At 55.0% G+C, this 20,237-nt stretch carries 18 protein-coding genes; 10 read left to right on the forward strand and 8 right to left on the reverse strand.

Going from position 1 to position 20,237, the window contains the following annotated elements; genetic code table 11:
* The 7 genes from ACZ5FM_RS04820 to ACZ5FM_RS04850 all read left to right on the forward strand — a co-directional run bounded on the left by ACZ5FM_RS04820 (position 1) and on the right by ACZ5FM_RS04850 (position 7,691).
* Complete coding sequence (locus ACZ5FM_RS04820) at positions 1-762, forward strand: biotin--[acetyl-CoA-carboxylase] ligase (protein WP_464039849.1); 762 nt, start codon at positions 1-3, stop codon at positions 760-762.
* A gap of 198 nt (positions 763-960) precedes the next feature.
* Positions 961-2,628, forward strand: a complete 1,668-nt coding sequence (locus ACZ5FM_RS04825; RefSeq protein WP_250982792.1) for a ribonuclease J — start codon at positions 961-963, stop codon at positions 2,626-2,628.
* An 89-nt stretch (positions 2,629-2,717) separates the two neighbouring features.
* The gene (gene mce / locus ACZ5FM_RS04830; RefSeq protein WP_464039850.1) at positions 2,718-3,122 is read left to right on the forward strand and encodes a methylmalonyl-CoA epimerase; all 405 of its coding nucleotides are present in this window, start codon (positions 2,718-2,720) and stop codon (positions 3,120-3,122) included.
* Positions 3,123-3,361: 239 nt separating this feature from the next.
* Positions 3,362-3,634, forward strand: coding sequence for a DUF1467 family protein (locus tag ACZ5FM_RS04835; protein ID WP_192487573.1), 273 nt, complete (start codon positions 3,362-3,364; stop codon positions 3,632-3,634).
* 705 nt (positions 3,635-4,339) lie between these two features.
* Positions 4,340-5,662 carry a proline--tRNA ligase gene (proS, locus tag ACZ5FM_RS04840; RefSeq protein ID WP_250982789.1) on the forward strand — a complete coding sequence of 441 codons (1,323 nt, stop codon included), beginning with the start codon at positions 4,340-4,342 and terminating at the stop codon, positions 5,660-5,662.
* 22 nt (positions 5,663-5,684) lie between these two features.
* Positions 5,685-6,992 (forward strand): lipoprotein-releasing ABC transporter permease subunit, encoded by a 1,308-nt coding sequence (locus ACZ5FM_RS04845; protein ID WP_464039851.1) that lies wholly within the window; start codon positions 5,685-5,687, stop codon positions 6,990-6,992.
* A 15-nt stretch (positions 6,993-7,007) separates the two neighbouring features.
* Positions 7,008-7,691 (forward strand): ABC transporter ATP-binding protein, encoded by a 684-nt coding sequence (locus tag ACZ5FM_RS04850; RefSeq protein WP_192487576.1) that lies wholly within the window; start codon positions 7,008-7,010, stop codon positions 7,689-7,691.
* 12 nt (positions 7,692-7,703) lie between these two features.
* On the opposite strand, the gene ACZ5FM_RS04855 is transcribed toward ACZ5FM_RS04850, so the two are convergent.
* Positions 7,704-8,045, reverse strand: a complete 342-nt coding sequence (locus ACZ5FM_RS04855; RefSeq protein ID WP_464039853.1) for a hypothetical protein — start codon at positions 8,043-8,045, stop codon at positions 7,704-7,706.
* Positions 8,046-8,086: 41 nt separating this feature from the next.
* Between ACZ5FM_RS04855 and dnaE the strand changes: the two genes are divergently transcribed.
* A complete protein-coding gene (gene dnaE / locus ACZ5FM_RS04860; RefSeq protein ID WP_464039854.1) occupies positions 8,087-11,578 on the forward strand; it encodes a DNA polymerase III subunit alpha in 3,492 nt (1,163 codons plus the stop codon).
* Positions 11,579-11,644: 66 nt separating this feature from the next.
* Here the strand turns inward: dnaE and ACZ5FM_RS04865 are convergent, their stop codons facing one another.
* The 3 genes from ACZ5FM_RS04865 to ACZ5FM_RS04875 all read right to left on the reverse strand — a co-directional run bounded on the left by ACZ5FM_RS04865 (position 11,645) and on the right by ACZ5FM_RS04875 (position 14,673).
* Positions 11,645-12,886, reverse strand: coding sequence for a L,D-transpeptidase family protein (locus tag ACZ5FM_RS04865; RefSeq protein ID WP_464039855.1), 1,242 nt, complete (start codon positions 12,884-12,886; stop codon positions 11,645-11,647).
* Positions 12,887-12,993: 107 nt separating this feature from the next.
* Positions 12,994-14,268 carry a DNA polymerase IV gene (locus ACZ5FM_RS04870; RefSeq protein ID WP_464039856.1) on the reverse strand — a complete coding sequence of 425 codons (1,275 nt, stop codon included), beginning with the start codon at positions 14,266-14,268 and terminating at the stop codon, positions 12,994-12,996.
* A 96-nt stretch (positions 14,269-14,364) separates the two neighbouring features.
* The gene (locus tag ACZ5FM_RS04875; RefSeq protein ID WP_464039857.1) at positions 14,365-14,673 is read right to left on the reverse strand and encodes a DUF3572 domain-containing protein; all 309 of its coding nucleotides are present in this window, start codon (positions 14,671-14,673) and stop codon (positions 14,365-14,367) included.
* 131 nt (positions 14,674-14,804) lie between these two features.
* On the opposite strand from ACZ5FM_RS04875, the gene ACZ5FM_RS04880 reads away from it, so the two are divergent.
* Both ACZ5FM_RS04880 and ACZ5FM_RS04885 read left to right on the forward strand, forming a co-directional pair.
* Positions 14,805-15,176, forward strand: coding sequence for a response regulator (locus tag ACZ5FM_RS04880; RefSeq protein WP_060641199.1), 372 nt, complete (start codon positions 14,805-14,807; stop codon positions 15,174-15,176).
* A 19-nt stretch (positions 15,177-15,195) separates the two neighbouring features.
* Positions 15,196-16,566: a PleD family two-component system response regulator gene (locus tag ACZ5FM_RS04885; RefSeq protein WP_250982785.1), complete on the forward strand. Its 1,371-nt coding sequence runs from the start codon at positions 15,196-15,198 to the stop codon at positions 16,564-16,566.
* Between the two features lie 1,065 nt (positions 16,567-17,631).
* Here the strand turns inward: ACZ5FM_RS04885 and rpmG are convergent.
* The 4 genes from rpmG to ACZ5FM_RS04905 all read right to left on the reverse strand — a co-directional run bounded on the left by rpmG (position 17,632) and on the right by ACZ5FM_RS04905 (position 20,206).
* Entirely contained in the window at positions 17,632-17,799 is a 168-nt protein-coding gene (gene rpmG / locus ACZ5FM_RS04890) for a 50S ribosomal protein L33 (RefSeq protein WP_003496403.1), read from the reverse strand.
* An 89-nt stretch (positions 17,800-17,888) separates the two neighbouring features.
* Positions 17,889-19,073, reverse strand: a complete 1,185-nt coding sequence (locus ACZ5FM_RS04895) for an MFS transporter (RefSeq protein WP_464039858.1) — start codon at positions 19,071-19,073, stop codon at positions 17,889-17,891.
* A gap of 8 nt (positions 19,074-19,081) precedes the next feature.
* Positions 19,082-19,759 (reverse strand): NUDIX hydrolase, encoded by a 678-nt coding sequence (locus ACZ5FM_RS04900; protein WP_464039859.1) that lies wholly within the window; start codon positions 19,757-19,759, stop codon positions 19,082-19,084.
* Between the two features lie 3 nt (positions 19,760-19,762).
* A complete protein-coding gene (locus ACZ5FM_RS04905; RefSeq protein ID WP_250982782.1) occupies positions 19,763-20,206 on the reverse strand; it encodes a DUF983 domain-containing protein in 444 nt (147 codons plus the stop codon).
* Positions 20,207-20,237: the final 31 nt, after the last annotated feature.

Consider the following 20,237-nt stretch of genomic DNA (forward strand, 5'->3'; position numbering starts at 1 on the left):
ATGAGACCCAGCCGGAATTTCATTGATGAATTCCGGCACGAGGGTCTGGATGAAACGTCATCGACCAACATTGAATGTTTCGCCCGCGCAAAAGCGGGCGAAACTGGTAATCTCTGGGTTACCGCTGCCCGCCAGACAGGCGGGCGTGGCCGGCGCGGCAGACCCTGGGTCTCAGAGCGCGGCAATCTCTACGCTTCCCTTCTTCTGATTGATCCATCTGCGCCTGAACAAATGGGCTCCTTGCCACTGGCCTTCGCGCTCGGTGTTTATCGTGCGCTGCGCACGGTTTTGCCCACAGGTGGACAGCCACTGGAGATCAAATGGCCGAATGATGTCCTGATTGGTCGCAAGAAGACGTGTGGCATCCTCATGGAGGCGGAATTCTTGGGTGACGGACGCCGCGCCGTTGTCAGCGGTATTGGCATCAACATTGCCCACAAGCCTGATAATCCGGCCTATCCGGTGACGATGTTGTCGGAACATGGTGCCCCCTGTTCACCCGATGAACTGTTTGCCCATCTATTCCGCGAAACGGCGTCTGTACTGGAAATCTGGAACCGCGGGCAGGGTGTTGCCGAGATCATGAATGCCTGGCGGGCTGCGGCCTGCGGTATTGGTGAGCGGATTACCGTCAATCTGCCGGATCGTTCCATTTCCGGGCGCTTCACCGGGATTGATGATAATGGTTTCCTTCTGCTGAACGAAGACGATGGCCCCTCACGCGCCATTGCCGCCGGCGATGTATTTTTTGGTGGCACCTGACCGGTAACCGCAACTTCGGTATCGCAGGCAACACCTTTGGACTTGGAGCATCCTTGCAGCTCGGTAATCGCAAGGCGTCACAGCGGGTGCGCATCGGCTCCGTGAAACTGGCGGTTTTAAGTAAATGCCGATGTTTGCAAGCGGTGATGAAACAACGACCGGTACCGGTCCCGTTTCGCCGCGATATGGAAAAGAACGATGTCGAAACAGGATGAACTCGTATTCCTGCCACTGGGTGGTGTTGGCGAAATTGGTATGAACCTGGCGCTGTATGGTTACGGCCCGGCTGCCAAACGCCAGTGGATCATGGTGGACTGCGGTGTAACCTTTGCCGGTCTGGATCTGCCGGGTGTTGATTTGGTGCTGCCTGACATCAGCTACATCGAGGCGCAGAAAAACAATCTCAAGGGCATCATCATTACCCATGCCCATGAAGACCATTACGGCGCGCTCAATGATCTGTGGCCGGGCCTCAACGTGCCGGTCTTCGCCTCGGGCTTTACGGCAGGCATGCTGGAAGCCAAGCGCAATTACGAAGGCACCCGTGCTGAAATCCCGATCACGCCGTTCAAGGCTGGCGACCGTATCAATGTCGGGCCATTTGAAATTGAGGCCGTGGGCGTCAACCATTCCATCCCCGAGCCAATGTCGCTTGTTATCCGTACGCCACTGGGTAACGTCATTCACACCGGCGACTGGAAAATCGATGACGCACCGTCACTTGGGCCTTTGACGGATGAGGCCCGTTTCCGCGCGCTGGGTGACGAGGGCGTACTGGCACTGATGTGCGACAGTACCAATGCACTGCGTGACGGTGTTTCGCCATCCGAACATGAAGTGTCGGAAGGTCTGCGCCAGATCATTGAAAATGCCGAGGGCAGGGTGGCCATTACCACCTTCTCTTCCAATGTCGGCCGTATCCGGTCGATTGCGCAGGCGGCGGAAGCCGCTGGCCGTGAAGTGCTGCTGCTTGGCAGTTCGCTGAAGCGCGTTGTCAACGTTGCCCACGACATCGGTATCATGGAAGGCATCAAGCCATTCCTGGCAGAAGATGAGTATGGTTACATTCCACGTGACAAGGTGGTGCTGATCCTCACCGGATCGCAGGGCGAAGCGCGCGCCGCACTTGCCAAGCTGTCACGCGATGAGATGCGCAACGTGGCGCTGGCGGCCGGTGATACGGTGGTGTTCTCATCCCGCGCCATTCCCGGCAATGAAAAGGCCATTATCGATATCAAGAACGGCCTGATCGAGCAGGGCGTGCATATTGTTACCGACAATGAGGCGCTGGTGCATGTCTCTGGTCACCCCCGTCGCAACGAACTGTTGAGAATGTATGAGTGGACCCGTCCCCAGATTCTCGTGCCTGTGCACGGTGAAGCCGCTCATCTGGTGGCCCAGAAGGAACTGGCAGAGCAGGCTGGCATCAAGACAGTACCGAAAGTTCGCAACGGCAATATCCTGCGTTTGGCGCCCGGTCCGGTAGAGGTCATTGATGATGCGCCGCATGGCCGTGTCTTCAAGGACGGTAAGCTGATGGGTGATTTCGAGGAAATGGGCATCGGCGACCGACGCAAGCTGTCCTTTGCTGGCCATGTCTCTGTTAACGTCGTGCTCGACAGCCGTTTTGACTTTGTTGGCGATCCGGACGTTGTGCCTTTTGGCCTGCCGGAGTTCGATGACGAAGGCGAGGATATGGAAGATACGCTTTATGACGCCGTTCTTGGCGCTGTGGAGAGCATTCCACGCAGCAAGCGCAAGGACCTCGACATGGTACGCGAAGCGGTGCGCCGCGCCGTGCGTTCCACAGCGCATCAGAGCTGGGGAAAAAAGCCTGTTGTGACGGTATTCCTGACCAAAGTCTGACAGACGGTGGCCAGAACTTCATTCTAAAACGATATGGGCAGGTATAACTGCCCATATCCTGTCGGCCCACAGGCTTCGGGGAGGAGGCTATGCTCGGACGTATCAACCATGTGGCACTTGCGGTGCCTGACCTTGGCGCGGCAGAGGCGGCCTACGGCAAGATGCTGGGCGCCAGCCTGTCGGAACGGCAGGCGTTGCCGGAACACGGCGTAACCGTGGTATTTGTCGAACTTCCCAATTCCAAGGTTGAACTGCTGGAACCGCTTGGCGACGCGTCGCCGATTGCGGCCTTTCTCGCTAAAAATCCGGCCGGCGGCATGCATCACATCTGTTACGAGGTGGAGGACATCCTTGCTGCACGTGACCAGCTGAAACAGTCCGGTGCGCGTGTTTTGGGCGATGGTGAGCCCAGAATCGGTGCGCATGGCAAACCGGTGTTGTTTCTCCATCCCAAGGATTTTTTCGGCACGCTGATCGAGCTTGAGCAGGTCTGAAACAGATCTGGCAAGCCGCACTTCAAGTGGTTTCTCAATTCCTGGCGTTTGATAAAGCGATTCTAAAACAATGCCTTGCCGCGAAAAAGTGAATCAATTTATGCGCTTGGCCACAAAAGACTGTTGAAAACATTGTTTGTGCGCCAGCCTTGTTTGCCTATAGTTGCCCATAACAGCCTGTCTTCCCGTCGCACGTACCATTCGGGAAAGATGCGCTCCAAACCGGATAGCAGGTGCCCATGACCGTTCTCTCGTATTTCGCAATCTACTTCGTCATCTGGTGGACCACGCTGTTTATCGTGCTGCCCATTGGTTTGCGGACGCAGGCGGAAGAGGGGGCGGTTGAACCCGGCACAGTGGCGAGTGCACCAGCCCGTTTCCGCGGTTTGAAGGTCATCGCGCTCAACACCGCCGTTTCAGCCGCACTGCTTGCGTCCTGGCTGGTTTTAACGTGGTGGTTCAATTTTGAGTTGGAAGACATCTTCGAACTGTTCCCGATGTTCAATCGGTGATGTTGCACGCTGGATCATCTCCCACACAGACAGCGTTTTCTGGACACTGTGAGAGTGTGCAAAGTGGCGGGTTTCGACGCCGAAATCAGTGCAGGTGGATGCTCGACCCTTATTTGTGAGGGGATGAGTCTTTTCACAACAAATTTGCCGTCACATGCCTGTCATGAACATGCGGCACAGAGTATTTCGAGTGATTTAGTGGACTTGACAGTCGCAATTTGGCCGAAATTTGCGTCGCCCGGTTTAAGGGGTTGCTAAAAGGCAAAAAAAAACAAGGCGTTGAAGCCTTGTTTTCTAATTTTCGCGTGATCTGTAACCGTTGCCGGGGCAGCGACGAAGCGCGCCTAAGATCTGATCCTCCCAAGACTGACCGCGAAATTGGCAGGAATTTGTTCTTCATGCCTGTTTTATGAGCTAAAGCTAGCCCAATCTCCGATGCTTGTCATTAGATTTTTTGCATTTTTGCTACAGTCGGCAAAAAATTCCCTATTGGGCGATATGTCGCAACGCAAGCGACAAAAATATTCTGCGACAATCAGTAATAGTGGATATTGATGTCGCAAAATCGTCATGTACCTGCTTTCTGGTGTTGTCCAGTGCCGGGTTTCCTTCTGTCTGGGAAACGTTTATGAACGGCGCAAACAGCCCTTTGTTGCGGCGATTCCCGGCAGGAGAGTCCGGATCGCCAAAGTCACGGAATCCGATATGCGTCTCAGCCGTTATTTCATGCCCATCCTCAAGGAAAATCCCAAGGAAGCGGAGATCGTTTCGCATCGCCTTATGTTGCGTGCAGGCATGATCCGCCAGCATTCGCAGGGCATTTATTCCTGGCTGCCGCTGGGCAAGCGCGTTCTCGACAAGGTCAACAAGATCGTGCGTGAAGAGCAGAACCGTGCCGGCGCCGTCGAACTGCTGATGCCAACACTGCAGTCTGCAGAGCTGTGGCAGGAGAGCGGCCGTTATGAGGATTATGGCAAGGAAATGCTGCGTATCAAGGACCGACAGGATCGCCAGATGCTGTATGGCCCAACCAACGAGGAAATGATCACTGACATTTTCCGTTCTTACGTCAAATCCTACAAGAACCTGCCGCTGAACCTCTACCACATTCAGCTGAAGTTCCGTGATGAGCTGCGTCCACGGTTTGGCACCATGCGCTCGCGCGAGTTCCTGATGAAGGATGCCTATTCTTTCGACCTGACGAAGGAAGGCGCCATTCATTCCTATAACAAGATGTTCACCGCGTACCTGCGCACCTTCTCGCGTCTTGGTCTGCGTGCCATTCCGATGCGTGCTGACACGGGCCCGATCGGTGGCAACCACAGCCATGAATTCATCATTCTGGCCGACACCGGTGAATCGGAAGTGTTCTGCCACAAGAGCTTCCTCGATCGCGACATTCCTGCTGCCGACACCAATTTCGATGATGTCGCTGGCCTGCAGGCGGTGTTTGACGACTGGACCTCGGATTACGCTGCCACGTCTGAAATGCATGATGAAGCTGCTTACGACGCGATGCCGGAAGACAAGCGCATTTCGGCACGCGGTATCGAAGTTGGCCACATCTTCTATTTCGGCACCAAATATTCCGAGCCGATGGGTGCGAAGGTGCAGGGTCCGGATGGCAAGGAACACCTTGTCCACATGGGTTCCTATGGCATTGGACCAACACGCCTTGTTCCCGCCATCATTGAAGCATCGCATGACGAAAACGGAATCATCTGGCCGGATTCGGTTGCCCCATTTGATGTTGTCATCATCAACATGAAGGCAGGCGATGCATCGACCGACGCCGCATGCGAAAAGCTTTATTATACGCTGACAAATGCCGGCAAGGATGTGCTGTACGACGATACCGATGACCGTGCCGGTCAGAAGTTCGCAACTGCCGATCTGATCGGTGTTCCGTTGCAGATCATCGTTGGACCACGTTCGGTTGCCAATGGTGAAGTTGAAGTGAAAAACCGCAAGACCGGCGAACGTGAAAACGTCACGATCGAAGCAGCATTGAACAGGGTCCTCGGCTGAACGGCTGAGGCGGGGAGACGAGATGGCACAAGCCGGGGCTGACAACGCTGCTGGTCAATCCGTGAAGGATACCGCTGCGCGGCCGTTTTCGGCCTTTGAGCGCATGGTCGCGTGGCGCTACCTGCGCGCCCGTCGCAAGGAGGCGTTCATTTCGGTGATCGCCGGTTTTTCTTTTGTTGGCATTATGCTGGGTGTGGCAACGCTCATCATCGTCATGGCGGTGATGAACGGTTTCCGCACCGAGCTGATTTCCCGAATTCTGGGCATTAACGGACATATGGTCGTGCAGCCCATTGATAGCCCGTTCAACAATTACGATGAGCTGGCCAAAAAATTTGCAGGCATCAAGGGCATCACCATGGCACTGCCACTGGTGGAAGGCCAGACGCTGGCGCAGGGTCGCGCCGGTGCTGGCAGCGGCGCGCTGGTGCGCGGCGTGCGCGCTGAGGACCTTGAGAAGCTGAAAGAGGTTTCCGGCAACATCAAGGTCGGCGATCTCGTGGGTTACATGTCCGGTGAGGGCGTGCTGGTCGGTTCCCGCCTGGCCTCGTCACTTGGTGTCACAGCCGGTGACCAGATCACCCTGATTGCGCCGGAAGGCGACATCACGCCGATGGGGGTCAATCCGCGCGTCAAATCCTACACGATATCAGGCGTTTTCGAGATCGGTATGTCGGAATATGACGCCTCGATGGTCTATATGCCGCTTCCCGAAGCGCAGCTTTATTTCAATGCCGATGGTCTGGTGCAATCGATCGAACTGTTCGTTGAGCATCCAGATCAGGTTGATACCCTGCGTCCACTAGTGGAAGAGGCCGCAGGACGGCAAATCTACATCACCGACTGGCGTCAGCGTAACCAGACCTTCTTCTCGGCCCTTCAGGTTGAACGCAACGTGATGTTCATGATCCTGACACTGATCGTGCTTGTCGCGGCGCTCAACATCATTTCCGGCCTCATCATGCTGGTGAAGGATAAAGGTAGCGACATTGCCATTCTGCGCACCATGGGTGCCAGTTCCGGTGCGGTCATGCGTATCTTCTTCATGACCGGCGCTGCGATTGGTCTTGTGGGTACCTTTGCCGGTGTTCTGCTCGGCGTGATTGTCTGCCTGAACGTGGAATCGATCCGCCAGTTCTTCTCGTGGGTGTCGGGTACGGTGCTGTTTGATCCGCAGCTCTATTTCCTCAGCCAGCTTCCGGCTGAAATGGATATCAGTGAAACCATTTCCGTTGTCATCATGGCGTTGACGCTGTCGTTCATTGCCACGATCTTTCCGGCATGGCGGGCTTCAAAGCTCGATCCTGTGCAGGCTCTGCGATACGAATAAGGAACGCGACATATCATGAGCAGAAACATCGCGTTGCGGCTGACGGGCGTACATAGAAGTTACGGGCAGGGCGACAGTGTCCTCCATATTCTCAACAATGCCGAGTTCGAATTGCGAAGCGGCGAGATTGTTGCGCTGGTCGCACCGTCGGGCACGGGTAAATCCACGCTGCTGCATCTTGCTGGTTTGCTGGAGCACCCGGACGAGGGTGAGGTTTATGTCGATGGTTTGCCTTGCGGCACATTGGCGGATGACAAGCGAACGGCAATCCGCCGCAGCGATATCGGTTTCGTCTACCAGTTCCATCACCTGCTGCCGGAATTCACCGCGCTTGAAAATATCATGATGCCGCAATTGATTGCCGGTCTTTCCGACAAGGAAGCCCGTCAGCGCGCCGCACAGCTTCTTGACTACATGCGGATTGGCCACCGTGCCGATCACCGCCCGGCTGAGCTTTCCGGTGGTGAACAACAGCGCGTGGCCATTGCCCGTGCCGTTGCCAATGCACCGCTTCTGCTGCTGGCCGATGAGCCAACCGGCAACCTCGATCCCGAGACGGCCCATTATGTGTTTGAAGCGCTGGAAGCGCTGGTGCGCCAGTCTGGTCTTGCGGCGCTGATTGCGACCCATAATCACGATCTGGCCGCACGCATGGATCGTCGCGTCACGATCTCCGAAGGCAAGATCGTCAGCTTCTGATTTTGCCACACATCACATGACCTGAGTTTGAGGAAAACCCGGCCACCGCGCCGGGTTTTCTTTTGCGCGCACATCACGCTGGAACTTTCGCGCCGGAACGGAATTTAAAAGAGACCTAAAAAACATATTGACTCTGAAACAAAATGAGAACAAACTGGAAACATAACGAGTAAGGAGAGTACAATGACCGACATGATCCGTGACGTTGCCGCCTTCGCTTCCATCGCTGTCTTTGTTGCCAGCTTTTCTATGATCCTCACTGCACTCTGATATTTTTGCCGCACATAACAGCGTGTATGTGCGGTTGTCCTCGTTGTTCTGTGCTATTGGCTGTGGACTTTGCGGGCTGAACATCAGAAAATCCCCCGTGATTCAGAACACGGGATATACGGCGCATGAGTGATACCAATTCCACCAATGGAAATGCAGGGCAGGCCGGTGGAACGCCGGGTTTCGTGCATCTTCGGGTTCACTCGGCCTATTCGCTTCTGGAAGGCGCGTTGCCGCTTAAAAAGGTTATGTCCAAGGCTGTGTCCGATGGGCAGCCAGCCATTGCCATAACCGACACTAACAATCTGTTCGTGGCACTGGAATTTTCGGAAAAGGCGCGTGATGAGGGCTTGCAGCCGATTATCGGCTGTCAGGTTTCCGTTGATATGGAAGACGCCATTGAAGAACGGCGTTCGAACAATCTCGCAAAACTTCCCGCCCTTGTGTTCCTCGCAGCCACCGCTGCGGGTTACGAGCGTCTGGTGGATCTCATCAGTCGCGCTTATCTAGATGGTGAAAGTGGCCAGTCGGTACGCGTTAATCGCTCCTGGCTGGAAGAGGGCGATAATGACGGGCTGATCGTGCTGACCGGCGCCTCTGGCGGCCCTGTCGATATGGCCCTGAAAGACGGGCACACCGCCCTGGCTGAGAAACGCTTACTGGCTCTCAAGGGCCTGTTTGGCAATCGCCTTTATATGGAATTGCAGCGGCAAGGCAATTACGACCGGGCGCATGAGCGCCGTGTCTTGACGCTTGCCTATGAGAACGACGTGCCGCTGGTTGCCACCAACGAAGCCTTTTTTCCGTCACGCGCCGATTACGAGGCCCATGATGCGTTGATGGCCGTGGCCCACAACGCCATCGTCTCCGATGATACCCGCTTTCGCCTGACGCCAGACCACTATCTCAAAAGCCGCGAGGAAATGGTGAAACTGTTTTCCGATTTGCCGGAGGCATTGGAAAACACCGTCGAAGTGGCGCATCGTTGCTCCTACGTGCTGAAAAAGCGCGGACCTATTCTGCCGCGCTTTACCGGCGCCAGTGACGATACCGATGCTGCCGAAAAGGCGGAGTCGGAAGAACTGCGCCGTCAGGCCGTTGAAGGCCTGGATATGCGCATCGAAAAGCTCGGTATTGCCGCTGGCTATACCGAAGAAGAATACCGCGAACGACTGGACTTCGAACTCGGCATTATCGAGCGTATGAAATTTCCCGGTTACTTCCTGATCGTTGCCGACTTTATCAAATGGGCCAAGAACCACGATATCCCGGTTGGTCCAGGCCGTGGTTCCGGTGCGGGCTCTCTGGTTGCTTACGCGCTGACCATTACTGACGTTGATCCGCTGCGCTTCTCGTTGCTGTTCGAACGCTTCCTCAATCCTGAACGCGTTTCGATGCCCGACTTCGATATCGACTTCTGCCAGGACCGCCGCGAAGAGGTGATCCGCTATGTGCAGCAGAAATACGGCCGCGAACAGGTAGCGCAGATCATTACCTTCGGTTCGTTGCAGGCGCGTGCGGCGCTGCGCGACGTTGGTCGTGTGCTGGAAATGCCTTACGGTCAGGTCGACAAGATCTGTAAGCTGGTACCGAACAATCCGGCCAACCCGACGCCACTATCCAAGGCAATCGAAGAAGAACCGAGACTGCGCGAAGAGGCAGAGGCTGAGCCCGTGGTGGCGCGTCTGCTGGATATCGCCCAGAAGATCGAAGGTCTCTACCGCCACGCCTCGACCCACGCCGCCGGTATCGTGATCGGCGACCGTCCGCTGTCAAAGCTGGTGCCGATGTACCGCGATCCGCGCTCCGACATGCCGGTAACCCAGTTCAACATGAAGTGGGTTGAAAGCGCCGGTCTCGTCAAGTTCGACTTTTTGGGTCTGAAAACCCTGACCGTGTTGAAGGTCGCGGTGGATTTTGTTGCCAAACGCGGCATTCATGTCGATCTGGCCGGCATTCCGCTGGATGATCAGAAGACCTACGAAATGCTGTCGCGTGGTGAAACCATCGGCGTGTTCCAGGTGGAAAGTGCGGGCATGCGTAAGGCGCTGATTGGTATGCGCCCCGACTGCATCGAGGACATTATTGCGCTTGTGGCGCTCTATCGTCCGGGCCCGATGGAAAACATTCCGGTCTACAATGCCCGTAAACACGGTGAGGAAGAGCTGGAATCAATCCATCCGATGATCGACCACCTGCTGAAGGAAACGCAGGGCGTTATCATCTACCAGGAACAGGTGATGCAGATCGCCCAGGTTCTCTCCGGTTACTCCCTCGGCGAGGCCGATCTTCTGCGCCGCGCGATGGGTAAGAAGATCAAGGAGGAGATGGACAAGCAGCGCGAACGTTTCGTCGAAGGCGCGATGAAGAACAATGTGTCGAAGGCGCAGTCCGACACGATCTTCGATCTTCTGGCCAAGTTCGCCAACTACGGCTTCAACAAGTCGCACGCAGCTGCCTACGCGATTGTCTCCTACCAGACGGCCTATATGAAGGCGCATTATCCGGTGGAATTCCTTGCCGCCTCGATGACGCTTGATATGGCCAACACCGAAAAGATCAACGACTTCCGCCAGGACGCCTCGCGTATGGGGATCGAAATCGTCGCACCTTCGGTGCAGACGTCGTTCCGCAAGTTCGAGACGGGTGAAAACCGCATCTATTATTCGCTGGCGGCCTTGAAGGGCGTCGGTGAAGGCGCCGTTGACCACATAGTTGAGGTGAGGGGTGACAAACCCTTTGCCAGCCTTGAGGATTTCTGCCAGCGCATCGATCCAAAACAGATCAACCGGCGTGTGTTTGAAAGCCTGATCAATGCCGGTGCCTTCGATTGTTTCGGACGTGACCGTGCCGAACTGATCGGCGGCCTTGATCGCGTTATCGGTTTTGCGCAGCTGGCACAGGAAAACCGCGTCAGCGGCCAGTCAGACATGTTCGGCTCCGGTGGCGCCAATGGTCCGGAACGGCTTGCACTACCAACCTTCTCGCCGTTTCTTGCCTCTGAAAAGCTGCTTCGGGAATATCAGGTTCTTGGCTTTTACCTGACCGCCCATCCGCTCGATACCTATCGTGCAACGCTCGAAAAGCTGCGTGTGCAGAACATTGCCGATTTTACCGTCGCGGTAAAACAGGGCGCGACCGCAGGTCGTCTGGCTGGCACGGTAACCGGAAAACAGGAGCGCAAGACCAAGACCGGTAACAAGATGGGCATCGTGACCTTCTCGGATGCGTCCGGTCAGTATGAGGCTGTTCTGTTTTCGGAAGGGCTTGGCCAGTACCGCGATCTGCTGGAAGTTGGCAAATCGCTTGTTATCACCGTTCAGGCGGATGAGCGCCCCGAAGGTATCGGCCTTCGTATCTTGACCGCTCAGTCACTGGAGGAAAAATCCGTCTCGATGCAGAAGGCATTGCGGGTTTTTGTCCGCGATTCCGGTCCGCTTAAAATGATTGCCAAACACCTCAACGCCAAGGGCGATGGTCTGGTGTCCTTCATCGTGATCAAGGATGAGGGGCAGCGCGAGATCGAGGTGGAATTGACCGAAAAATTCCGCATCTCACCGGAAATTGCCGCTGCCTTGCGGGCAGCTCCCGGCATTGTCGATGTCGAATTGATGTAAGGCCTTAAAACAATTATCGCCCCGTTTTGTCTGCGGGGCGATAAGACAGGAACCGAAATCTGGCGGTTACGACGGGCGTCGTATCGTCTTGGTGATGGTAATGAAATCGGTGCCCTGTCCGGTCTCGGGGAAGTGACTGAGGTCGGTTATGGTAATCGATGTGCCAGCGACCAGCAGGTCTTCGATGCGCTTGCGCGCGTCCTTGGGAATGTCGATCCGGTCGAGAACTTCGCTGGCGCTTTCCTGCAATTCAAATTTGTCCGCATCGATACCGAGCCTGCGCATTGTGGCGGCAGGCAGGTGGTTTTCGAGCGTGATCGAATACCAGTCGGCCCGCCCACCAGCGTGGTCAACGGCCGTTGCTTCCATAAAATGTGTACCAAGCGGCAGGTTGGGGTCCTTGATACCAACGGCCACCTCAAACAGTGGCTTGAAGTCCTGGCGTACCTGAAGCTGCCCGGCCGGCGGGTCGTCGTAACCGCTCGCTGCATAAAGCGCTGTCACGAATGCATCGGTAACAGCGGTTCCTTTTTCGCTCAGGCCCTTCCAGCGTTTGAAGCCATTGATGGCGCTGATGGTCATCTGTCCCATCTGGCCATCGGTCTTGCCAGCATCAAAACCAAGCGTGTTGAGCATGGTCTGGATGTCGACCATCTTTTCGCGGTCGCCGCGTCGTGTAATCAGGATACGCATCGGTTTGGTGTTCGGTTTAACGACCGTTTCCGGCGTCACCGAATTGGTCTGTTCATTCATCGCCACTTCCACCTTCAATGAAGGATCGAAGGAGGCGGGACGCAACTCGACATCAGACAGCAGCAAATTGCCATCTGGCTGTTCAACGGACGGTTGGAACAATGTGCTGTGCCAGATGCGCTGCGGCTCAACCGGTTTTTCTGACACGATCACATGTACGCCGCGTTCGGTCTTGCCATAAAGCGATTGGGCAAACCCGGCCGGCAGACGAATACAGCCATGCGATGCGGGGTAGTTCGGCACCTTGCCTTCGTGAAGCGCAATACCGGACCATGTCAATCGCTGCATGAAGGGCATCGGCGCATTCGAATAGATATTCGATTCGTGGTATTTGCGTTTCTCAAGAATTGAGAAAATGCCGGTTGGCGTGTCATGACCGGGTTTGCCGGTCGAAACTTTTGAGGTTTTTATCAGTTCGCCATTGTCATAAACGGCAAGAGACTGGGTGCTTTTTGAGACGATAATTTGCAGTCCTGCGGAATCATACGCAAAGGCACTTTGTGCCAGTACGGAAGTCGACAAAAGACAAGCACCCAGAAAAAGACGCAATACCATGGGGCTACTTACTCCAACGCAATACAGAGGCCTGGAGTCTATCAATTAGCATTTAATGAAGTTTTTAAGCGCCTTCACGACTTCGTGTAATTGCGCCGTTTTACAGCCTACTTTTTCACTTCGAACGTATAGCCGGTCTCAACGCTGGCCTTGCCAAACTTGTCGCGCAGCTTGTCCATGGCAGCTTCCGCCGCCGCACGCCGTGTCGCCTGCTGGTCGATGAGATCGGGCGGATCGGCAATGTGGCCATCGCTGAGATCAGACACCCCAATGCCGATCAGGCGGAACTTCGTACCGTCCGTTTCCTTTTCCAGCAGGCTGAGACCGGTGCGGAAAATACGATCTGCAAGCTGCGTTGGGTCATCCAGTCGTTTGTTACGGGTGCGGCTTTTGAAATCAGAAGTTTTCATTTTCAAAACAACGGTATGCCCGGCTATGCCGCTCTTCTTCAATCGCCAGGCAACTTTCTCCGATAGCGATCGCAGAATGGACACAAGGTCCTCATGCCGCGAAATATCGTTGAAAAAAGTCGTTTCGGACGACACGCTTTTGATCGGGTCGTTGTTATGCACGGTACGGTCGTCAATGCCCCGCGACAGGCGGTAAAGCCGCTGTCCCATCGTGCCATAGCGGCGCATGAGCGTGTCTTCTTCCATCACCTGCAACTGGCCTATCAAACGAATGCCATCGGCCTCCAGCGTCGCGGCAAAGGCCTTGCCGACACCCCAGATGGTGGTGACGGGGCGGGTGGCCAGAAAGCTGACAGCTTCCTCTTGCCCGATCACCGAAAAGCCGCGTGGCTTTTGCAGGTCTGACGCCACCTTCGCCAGAAACTTGCAGTAGGACAGGCCGACGGAAATCGAAATACCGACTTCCTTTTCCACGCGCTTGGCGAATTTGGCCAGCACGCGGGCAGGCGGATCATGATGCAGAAGTTCGGTGCCGGACAGATCGAGAAATGCCTCGTCTATGGACAGTGGCTGCACAAGCGGCGTCAGTTCCTGCATCATGCTGCGGATCTGACGGCCAACCGTGCTGTATTTTTCCATGTTGGGTTTGACGACAACCGCCTCGGGACAGGCCTCCAACGCCTTGAACATCGGCATGGCCGAGCGAACGCCATGAATGCGGGCAATGTAACAGGCGGTCGAAACGACACCGCGTTTGCCACCGCCGATGATCACGGGCTTGTCCATCAGATCAGGATTGTCGCGCTTTTCGATTGAGGCGTAAAACGCATCGCAGTCTATATGCGCCAGACTGAGATCATAAAGTTCGCCGTGATAGACAAGGCGAGGGCTGCCGCATTTCTGGCAACGGCGAATACCATCGGGCTGACCGGCCAGACAATCGCGGCAAAAACCGGGGGTGTGTTTTGTCATGGTCAACTCAGGAACAAAGAATGAACGTTCGCCACGTTATTCTGTTGCCGGAATTTACTCAAGACAGACCTATAAAAGAAACCCGGGTGAGTGGGTTCAATACACACCCGAATCGAGACCCGGACCGGAAAAATGGTGCCACGCGGCAGCAACGTCCTCGGGTTTTGTTTCTGTTGCTGCGCAAAATGCCATCAGGTCAGGCTCGTGGCTCATCAGAAAATCAAGTAATCCAGCAAAAAAGCCGGGGTCGCTGGCGGCGTGCCGCAGCATATTGGCCTGCAGGCCACTCAGCGCCAGAAAGCGGGAAAGCAAGTCGGGTTCATTGGCCAGCCAGCCAAGTATGGCGGCGGCTGTTTCTTCCGGGTTTGCCGTGGCGGCAGCACTTGTTTTTTTGTCTCGCAGCATTTCTTCGCCGAAGTTACCTATTTTTCAACCAAATCGCATTAGCGTCGTTAAACTATATACGATGGAATCGGTTCTGCGACACACTTATATGTCGGTGGCATGGTTTCAAGGCGCATTGAGGAATTGTCGCTATGCCAAAACAGGTCATGATAGTTGAAGACAACGAGCTTAACATGAAGCTCTTTCGCGACTTGATCGAGGCGTCGGGTTATACCACGATCCAGACACGCAATGGCATGGAAGCCCTTGATCTGGCACGTAAACATAAGCCCGACCTCATTCTCATGGATATTCAGTTGCCGGAGGTGTCCGGTCTGGAAGTGACCAAGTGGCTGAAGGAAGACGATGAATTGCACGTCATTCCCGTTATTGCCGTAACTGCATTTGCGATGAAGGGTGACGAAGAACGTATTCGACAGGGCGGCTGTGAGGCTTACGTCTCCAAACCGATCTCCGTTCCCAAGTTTATTGAAACTATTAAAACCTACCTTGGCGATGCCTGAAGGCATTTGAGGACTGATAATGACAGCAAGAATTCTGGTCGTTGACGATATACCGGCAAACGTAAAGTTGCTGGAAGCACGTCTGCTTGCTGAATATTTTGATGTTCTGACCGCGGAAGACGGCTTCAAGGCACTCGAAATTTGCAACAACACCCAGGTCGATATTGTCCTGCTCGACATCATGATGCCGGGCATGGATGGTTTTGAAGTCTGCGAAAGATTGAAATCCAACCCCCGCACCATGCATATTCCAGTCGTCATGGTAACCGCACTCGATCAGCCGTCCGATCGGGTACGTGGCCTCAAGGCCGGTGCCGATGACTTTTTGACCAAGCCGGTCAATGACCTGCAACTGGTGTCTCGCGTCAAAAGCCTCGTTCGTCTGAAAACCATGAGCGACGAATTGCGCATGCGCGCAGAAACGGCGCGCGCCATTGGCATTGAAGACCTTCTGCGCGATGAAGGACGCATCGAGGAGCCGGGGCAGGTGCTGCTGGTTGATCCGCGTGCGAACTCTCAGGAACGCATTATCAAGATGTTGAAGCCAGTCGCGGAAGTGACGGCCATTTCCGATGCGCAGGCGGCGATCTTCGAGGCTGCGGAGCAGGGCTTTGAACTGGTCATCGTTAGCAGCAGTCTTGATGACTACGACCCCTTGCGTCTGTGCTCACAGTTGCGCTCGCTCGACCGTACACGGTTCCTGCCAGTGTTGCTTATTGCGGAGCAGGGTGGCGAGGACATGATCGTGCGTGCGCTTGATCTTGGCGTCAACGATTACATTACCCGTCCGCTGGACCCCAACGAGCTTGTGGCCCGCACACTCACCCAATTGAAGCGCAAGCGTTACAATGACCGCCTGCGCAGCAGCGTTCAGCACTCCATTGAGCTTGCCGTCACCGATGGCCTGACGGGGCTGCATAATCGCCGTTATCTCGACAATCACCTCAAGGTGCTGTTCAACCGTGCCGCAACCCGTGGCCGGTCATTGTCGGTATGCATTACCGATATTGACCGCTTCAAGGTGGTCAACGACACCTATGGTCACGATGCCGGCGACGAAATTCTGAAGGAATTTGCCGCCCGCCTGCGTGCTACGGTTCGCGGTGCGGATCTGGCCTGCCGTTATGGCGGAGAAGAGTTTGTTGTGGTCATGCCGGATACTACGGCGGAAATGGCCGCCAACATCGCTGAGCGCCTGCGTATGAGCATTGAGGGCAAACCTTTCGTCCTGCGTTCCTCCGGCCAGGAAATCAATATCACGGCGTCTTTGGGCATCTCGTGCAACAGCCCCAATGTCGAGACGCCTGAACAGCTTCTGAAAGAAGCAGACAATGCGCTCTATGATGCCAAGCGGGCAGGGCGTAACCGCGTTGTGGCCGCAGCCGCCTGACGGCCGGCCGCGACATCACATCCCCAAAATAGTCCAACGTTAAGTGCCACGCCTTTCGAGCCTCTTTAGAGGGGCGGTAGCCGTGTGTATTCGAATTCCCGAATTATCGGCCCTCAGAATTCAGGTATTGCGATCATTTGGCTTGTGGATAACATGGCCCAATCTTTGAGCGATCAGGCATAGTTTCGTGCCTGTATTTTCGCGCTCTTTTTTTGCGATTTGTCAATTTGTCACGTAACGTAGCGGCAGTTGGAATATTTCCTCTGCCTAATCATTGATATATTTCATCACAGATTTTTGATGATGCTCTCACCATTTTCGCCAGATCGCGCGGCTCTTCAAGTCAAGACTATCGCTCTTTAGGAAATCAGGAATTTTTACTTGGGTGTATTTTACTTTATTTATGTAAGTGCTATGTTCGCTTGAATAAATACTGTGCCGCTTATGGTCATATTTAACCATATTTGCATTTCAAAATGGCCTTGCTTTAAGAAGTTGTTGATTTTTTTCATCGTTTGCGCGACGTTTGGTTCAACGGCATAACTTTCGTGAATTGTGTGCAAGCACAGAGACAGAAATAACCACAAGTTACTTGTCTATGGTGTTTCAGGGTTGGTTTTTACTTGGTCTATTGGCCGTAGTATCCAGCCTGGTAAGATACCCCATGATGCTCAGGTCCGCCGCATCTCCTGGGTCGTGGGGTCGGTCGGTTGGAGTGCACTAAACGGTTCCTCGTACCGTCTGCAACTCCGACCGACCCCCATTTCTCTCGCAAAACGTATCTGCAAATAACGGTCGATCCATCTGGTCGCATTGTCACATCTGTGTGCCTGTGCGCGCTTGCGCGCCGTAGGCACAATGTCTGTGATATCTGTCGTGGAGTGGGAAAAGGTGCAGCGTCGAACCGTCGCTAGAGACAGCACTGCTTTCATTACGACATCGCACTCTAAATGATGGCTTGTGCTGTCGTGATGCACCAAACAAAACAGGCGAGGGGCCTGAATGCAAAAAGCGCACTTTCTGATGAAAGCGCGCTTTTTGAAAACTGCAAATTCCAGGAGAAGATTACTTGATCTTCGTTTCCTTGAATTCAACGTGCTTGCGTACGACTGGATCGTACTTTGTCTTCGTCATCTTGTCCGTGAACGTACGGCTGTTCTTGGTGGTGACGTAGAAAGTACCGGTGTCGGCTGTCGACAGCAGCTTGATCTTGATTGTTGTAGCTTTCGCCATGGTCGTCCTGCCTTTAACAAAATAGTGAGCCGCTGACCTGTTCGATCCCGGCTAAATCTGGCGCGAAACTACGGATCGCGCCCAAAAAGTCAAGCCTGTTTTGACTTCAAAACCAAACGTGCAATGGAAAGAACCACATAAAACGCGAAAAATGCGGCGAGAGCCCAAGCAAAACCATTGGTTCCGTTCAAATCCATCGACACGCCAACGATCTGTGGACCGCTGATCGTGCCAATCGCATAACAGAAAATGAAGGCCGCATTGGCTGAAACAAGGTCAGAGCCGGTCAGACGTGAGCCCAGATGCGTCAGGCCCACCGTGTACATGCCAGAGACACAGCCGCCCCACAAAAGCAGCATGGAGGCCAGCAAAGCCCAGCTTTGCACCAGAAATGGCAGGGTCAGCGTGCCGACAAAGCCTAAAAGCGCCATCAAACCCAGCAGCAGACGCCGGTCTTTGAGGCGATCGGAGAGCAGGCCGATCGGGATCTGGAAGGCCATATTGCCCACACCCATCACCGTCAGCAGCAGGGCTGCCTGCGATTCGTTAAAACCTTCGCGCGTTGCATAGATCGGAAACAACGAAAGGCCGCCGGCCTGCACCGATCCGAACACAAAGGCGGCAGCCGAGGCCATTGGCACTAGCCAAATATAGCGGGCGAAATGATGATTCGGCTTTTCGTCGAGCCGCGGGCTTTCCTTGCGGGCGAGGAAGATGGGAATCACCGCCAGCAGGATTACACCTGCGCCTGTCACAAACGGCGTGATGCCATCACTGCCAACCAGCGAAAACAGCAGAGGGCCGGCCGCAAAACCAACGGCAAGGCCGGTAGCATACATGCCAAGCACCATGCCGCGCTTTGAGGGAGGGGCGGTGGCATTGATCCAGAATTCGGAGAGAATGAAAAGCGTGGTGGTCGCACCATGGAAGACGATGCGCAGCGGAAACCACATCCAGAAGGCGTCAGCGAAATAAAAGCCCAGTGCGCTGATGGCCGAGATGAACACGGCAATAATCATAGTGCGCGCCACACCGCAATCATGCGCAAGTCTTGACGTCAGCGGCGCGGCAAGCATCGAGGCGACACCAGCCATCGCAGAGTTCACCCCGATCATCGTCGATGAAATGCCGCGCTTTTCGAGAATCATGCTCAGCAGCGGCAGGCCAAGCCCTATTGCCACGCCAACGGCGCTGATCGCGGCAATTGCCGCAAACAGCGAAGGCCAGTGAATTTTGTCGGGGGCATAGGTACCGCAGGTTTCAGGCTTTGTCATATAGACCTTCAAAGGTGCTCGCGGACGGCAAGTCCGTGACGCATGAAATAAAACGGTACCGCGTTTTCAAAGGATAGCGCTGGATCAACTATCATGAGCTTTGTGACATCTTCGAGAATGCTGCGCGTAATTTGCGCCATGTTCAGACTGCAAAGGGCGTCCGTGTCAAGCCATGACACGTCAACAAGTTCATCAGTATCGTGTAAAGCACCGGGATCTACACCGGCTTCATCGGTAAACGCGCAGAAGAAACGTGTGTCATAGCGCCTGATATGGCCAGGTGGCGTTATGGCGCGTGCCACAAATCGCAGGCGTGAAAGATTCGGCACATGAGTTGTGGATGAACTGGCGCGCAGCCCGGTTTCCTCGTGCAATTCGCGCAGTGCTGCCAGCGCAAGCGCCCGTGCGCCACCGGCGCCCAGTGGCCGTGTGACGCGTTTGCGCAGTCCTGAATGCACCAAGGGGTCAAGATCGCCGGTAAAGGGCAGGGTGTGGTCGTAACGGTCGCGCCGACCGCCGGGAAAAACATAAACGCCGGGCATGAAAACATGTCCGGCTCCACGTTTACCCATCAGGATTTTAGGGATACCGCTGCTGCGGTCTATCAGGATGATCGATGCGGCGTCGCGCGGCCGTGTTGCCGCGAAACGTTGCTCCGGAAGCGTTACACCCCTGTCCGGTGACATTGTTTAGAACGATGAACCGTCGATTTGCACCTTGTCCGGCTCTCGTCCGAAACCATGCATTTTCAGCGCCCATTGCAGGCCGATGACACCGCCCTTGATCGGTTGCAGCGTCACGAGTGCAGCGAGAATGGTAATTGGCACCCAGATGGCGAAGTGTACCCACATCTCCACGGCCATGATCATGTCGGTCATCATGAAACCACCAACGGCAATGTGGCCGAGAATGACGATGGAAATATAGGGCGGCAGATCGTCGGACCGCTCGTGGTGCATTTCTTCGCCACAGGCTGCACATTCATGCACAGGCTTCAGCCAGGCACGGAAAAGCTTGCCGCTGCCACAGGCCGGGCAGGTTCCGCGAATACCGCGCATGATGGAACGTCCTGTGGGACGGTCGTTTGTCGAGTCGCCAAAAGTCACGGTATCATGGCTGTTATCTGCACTCATGACTGCTTCCTTTTTCTGGCGGCTCTTATCC

Source organism: Agrobacterium sp. 5Ca50 (assembly GCF_055381905.1).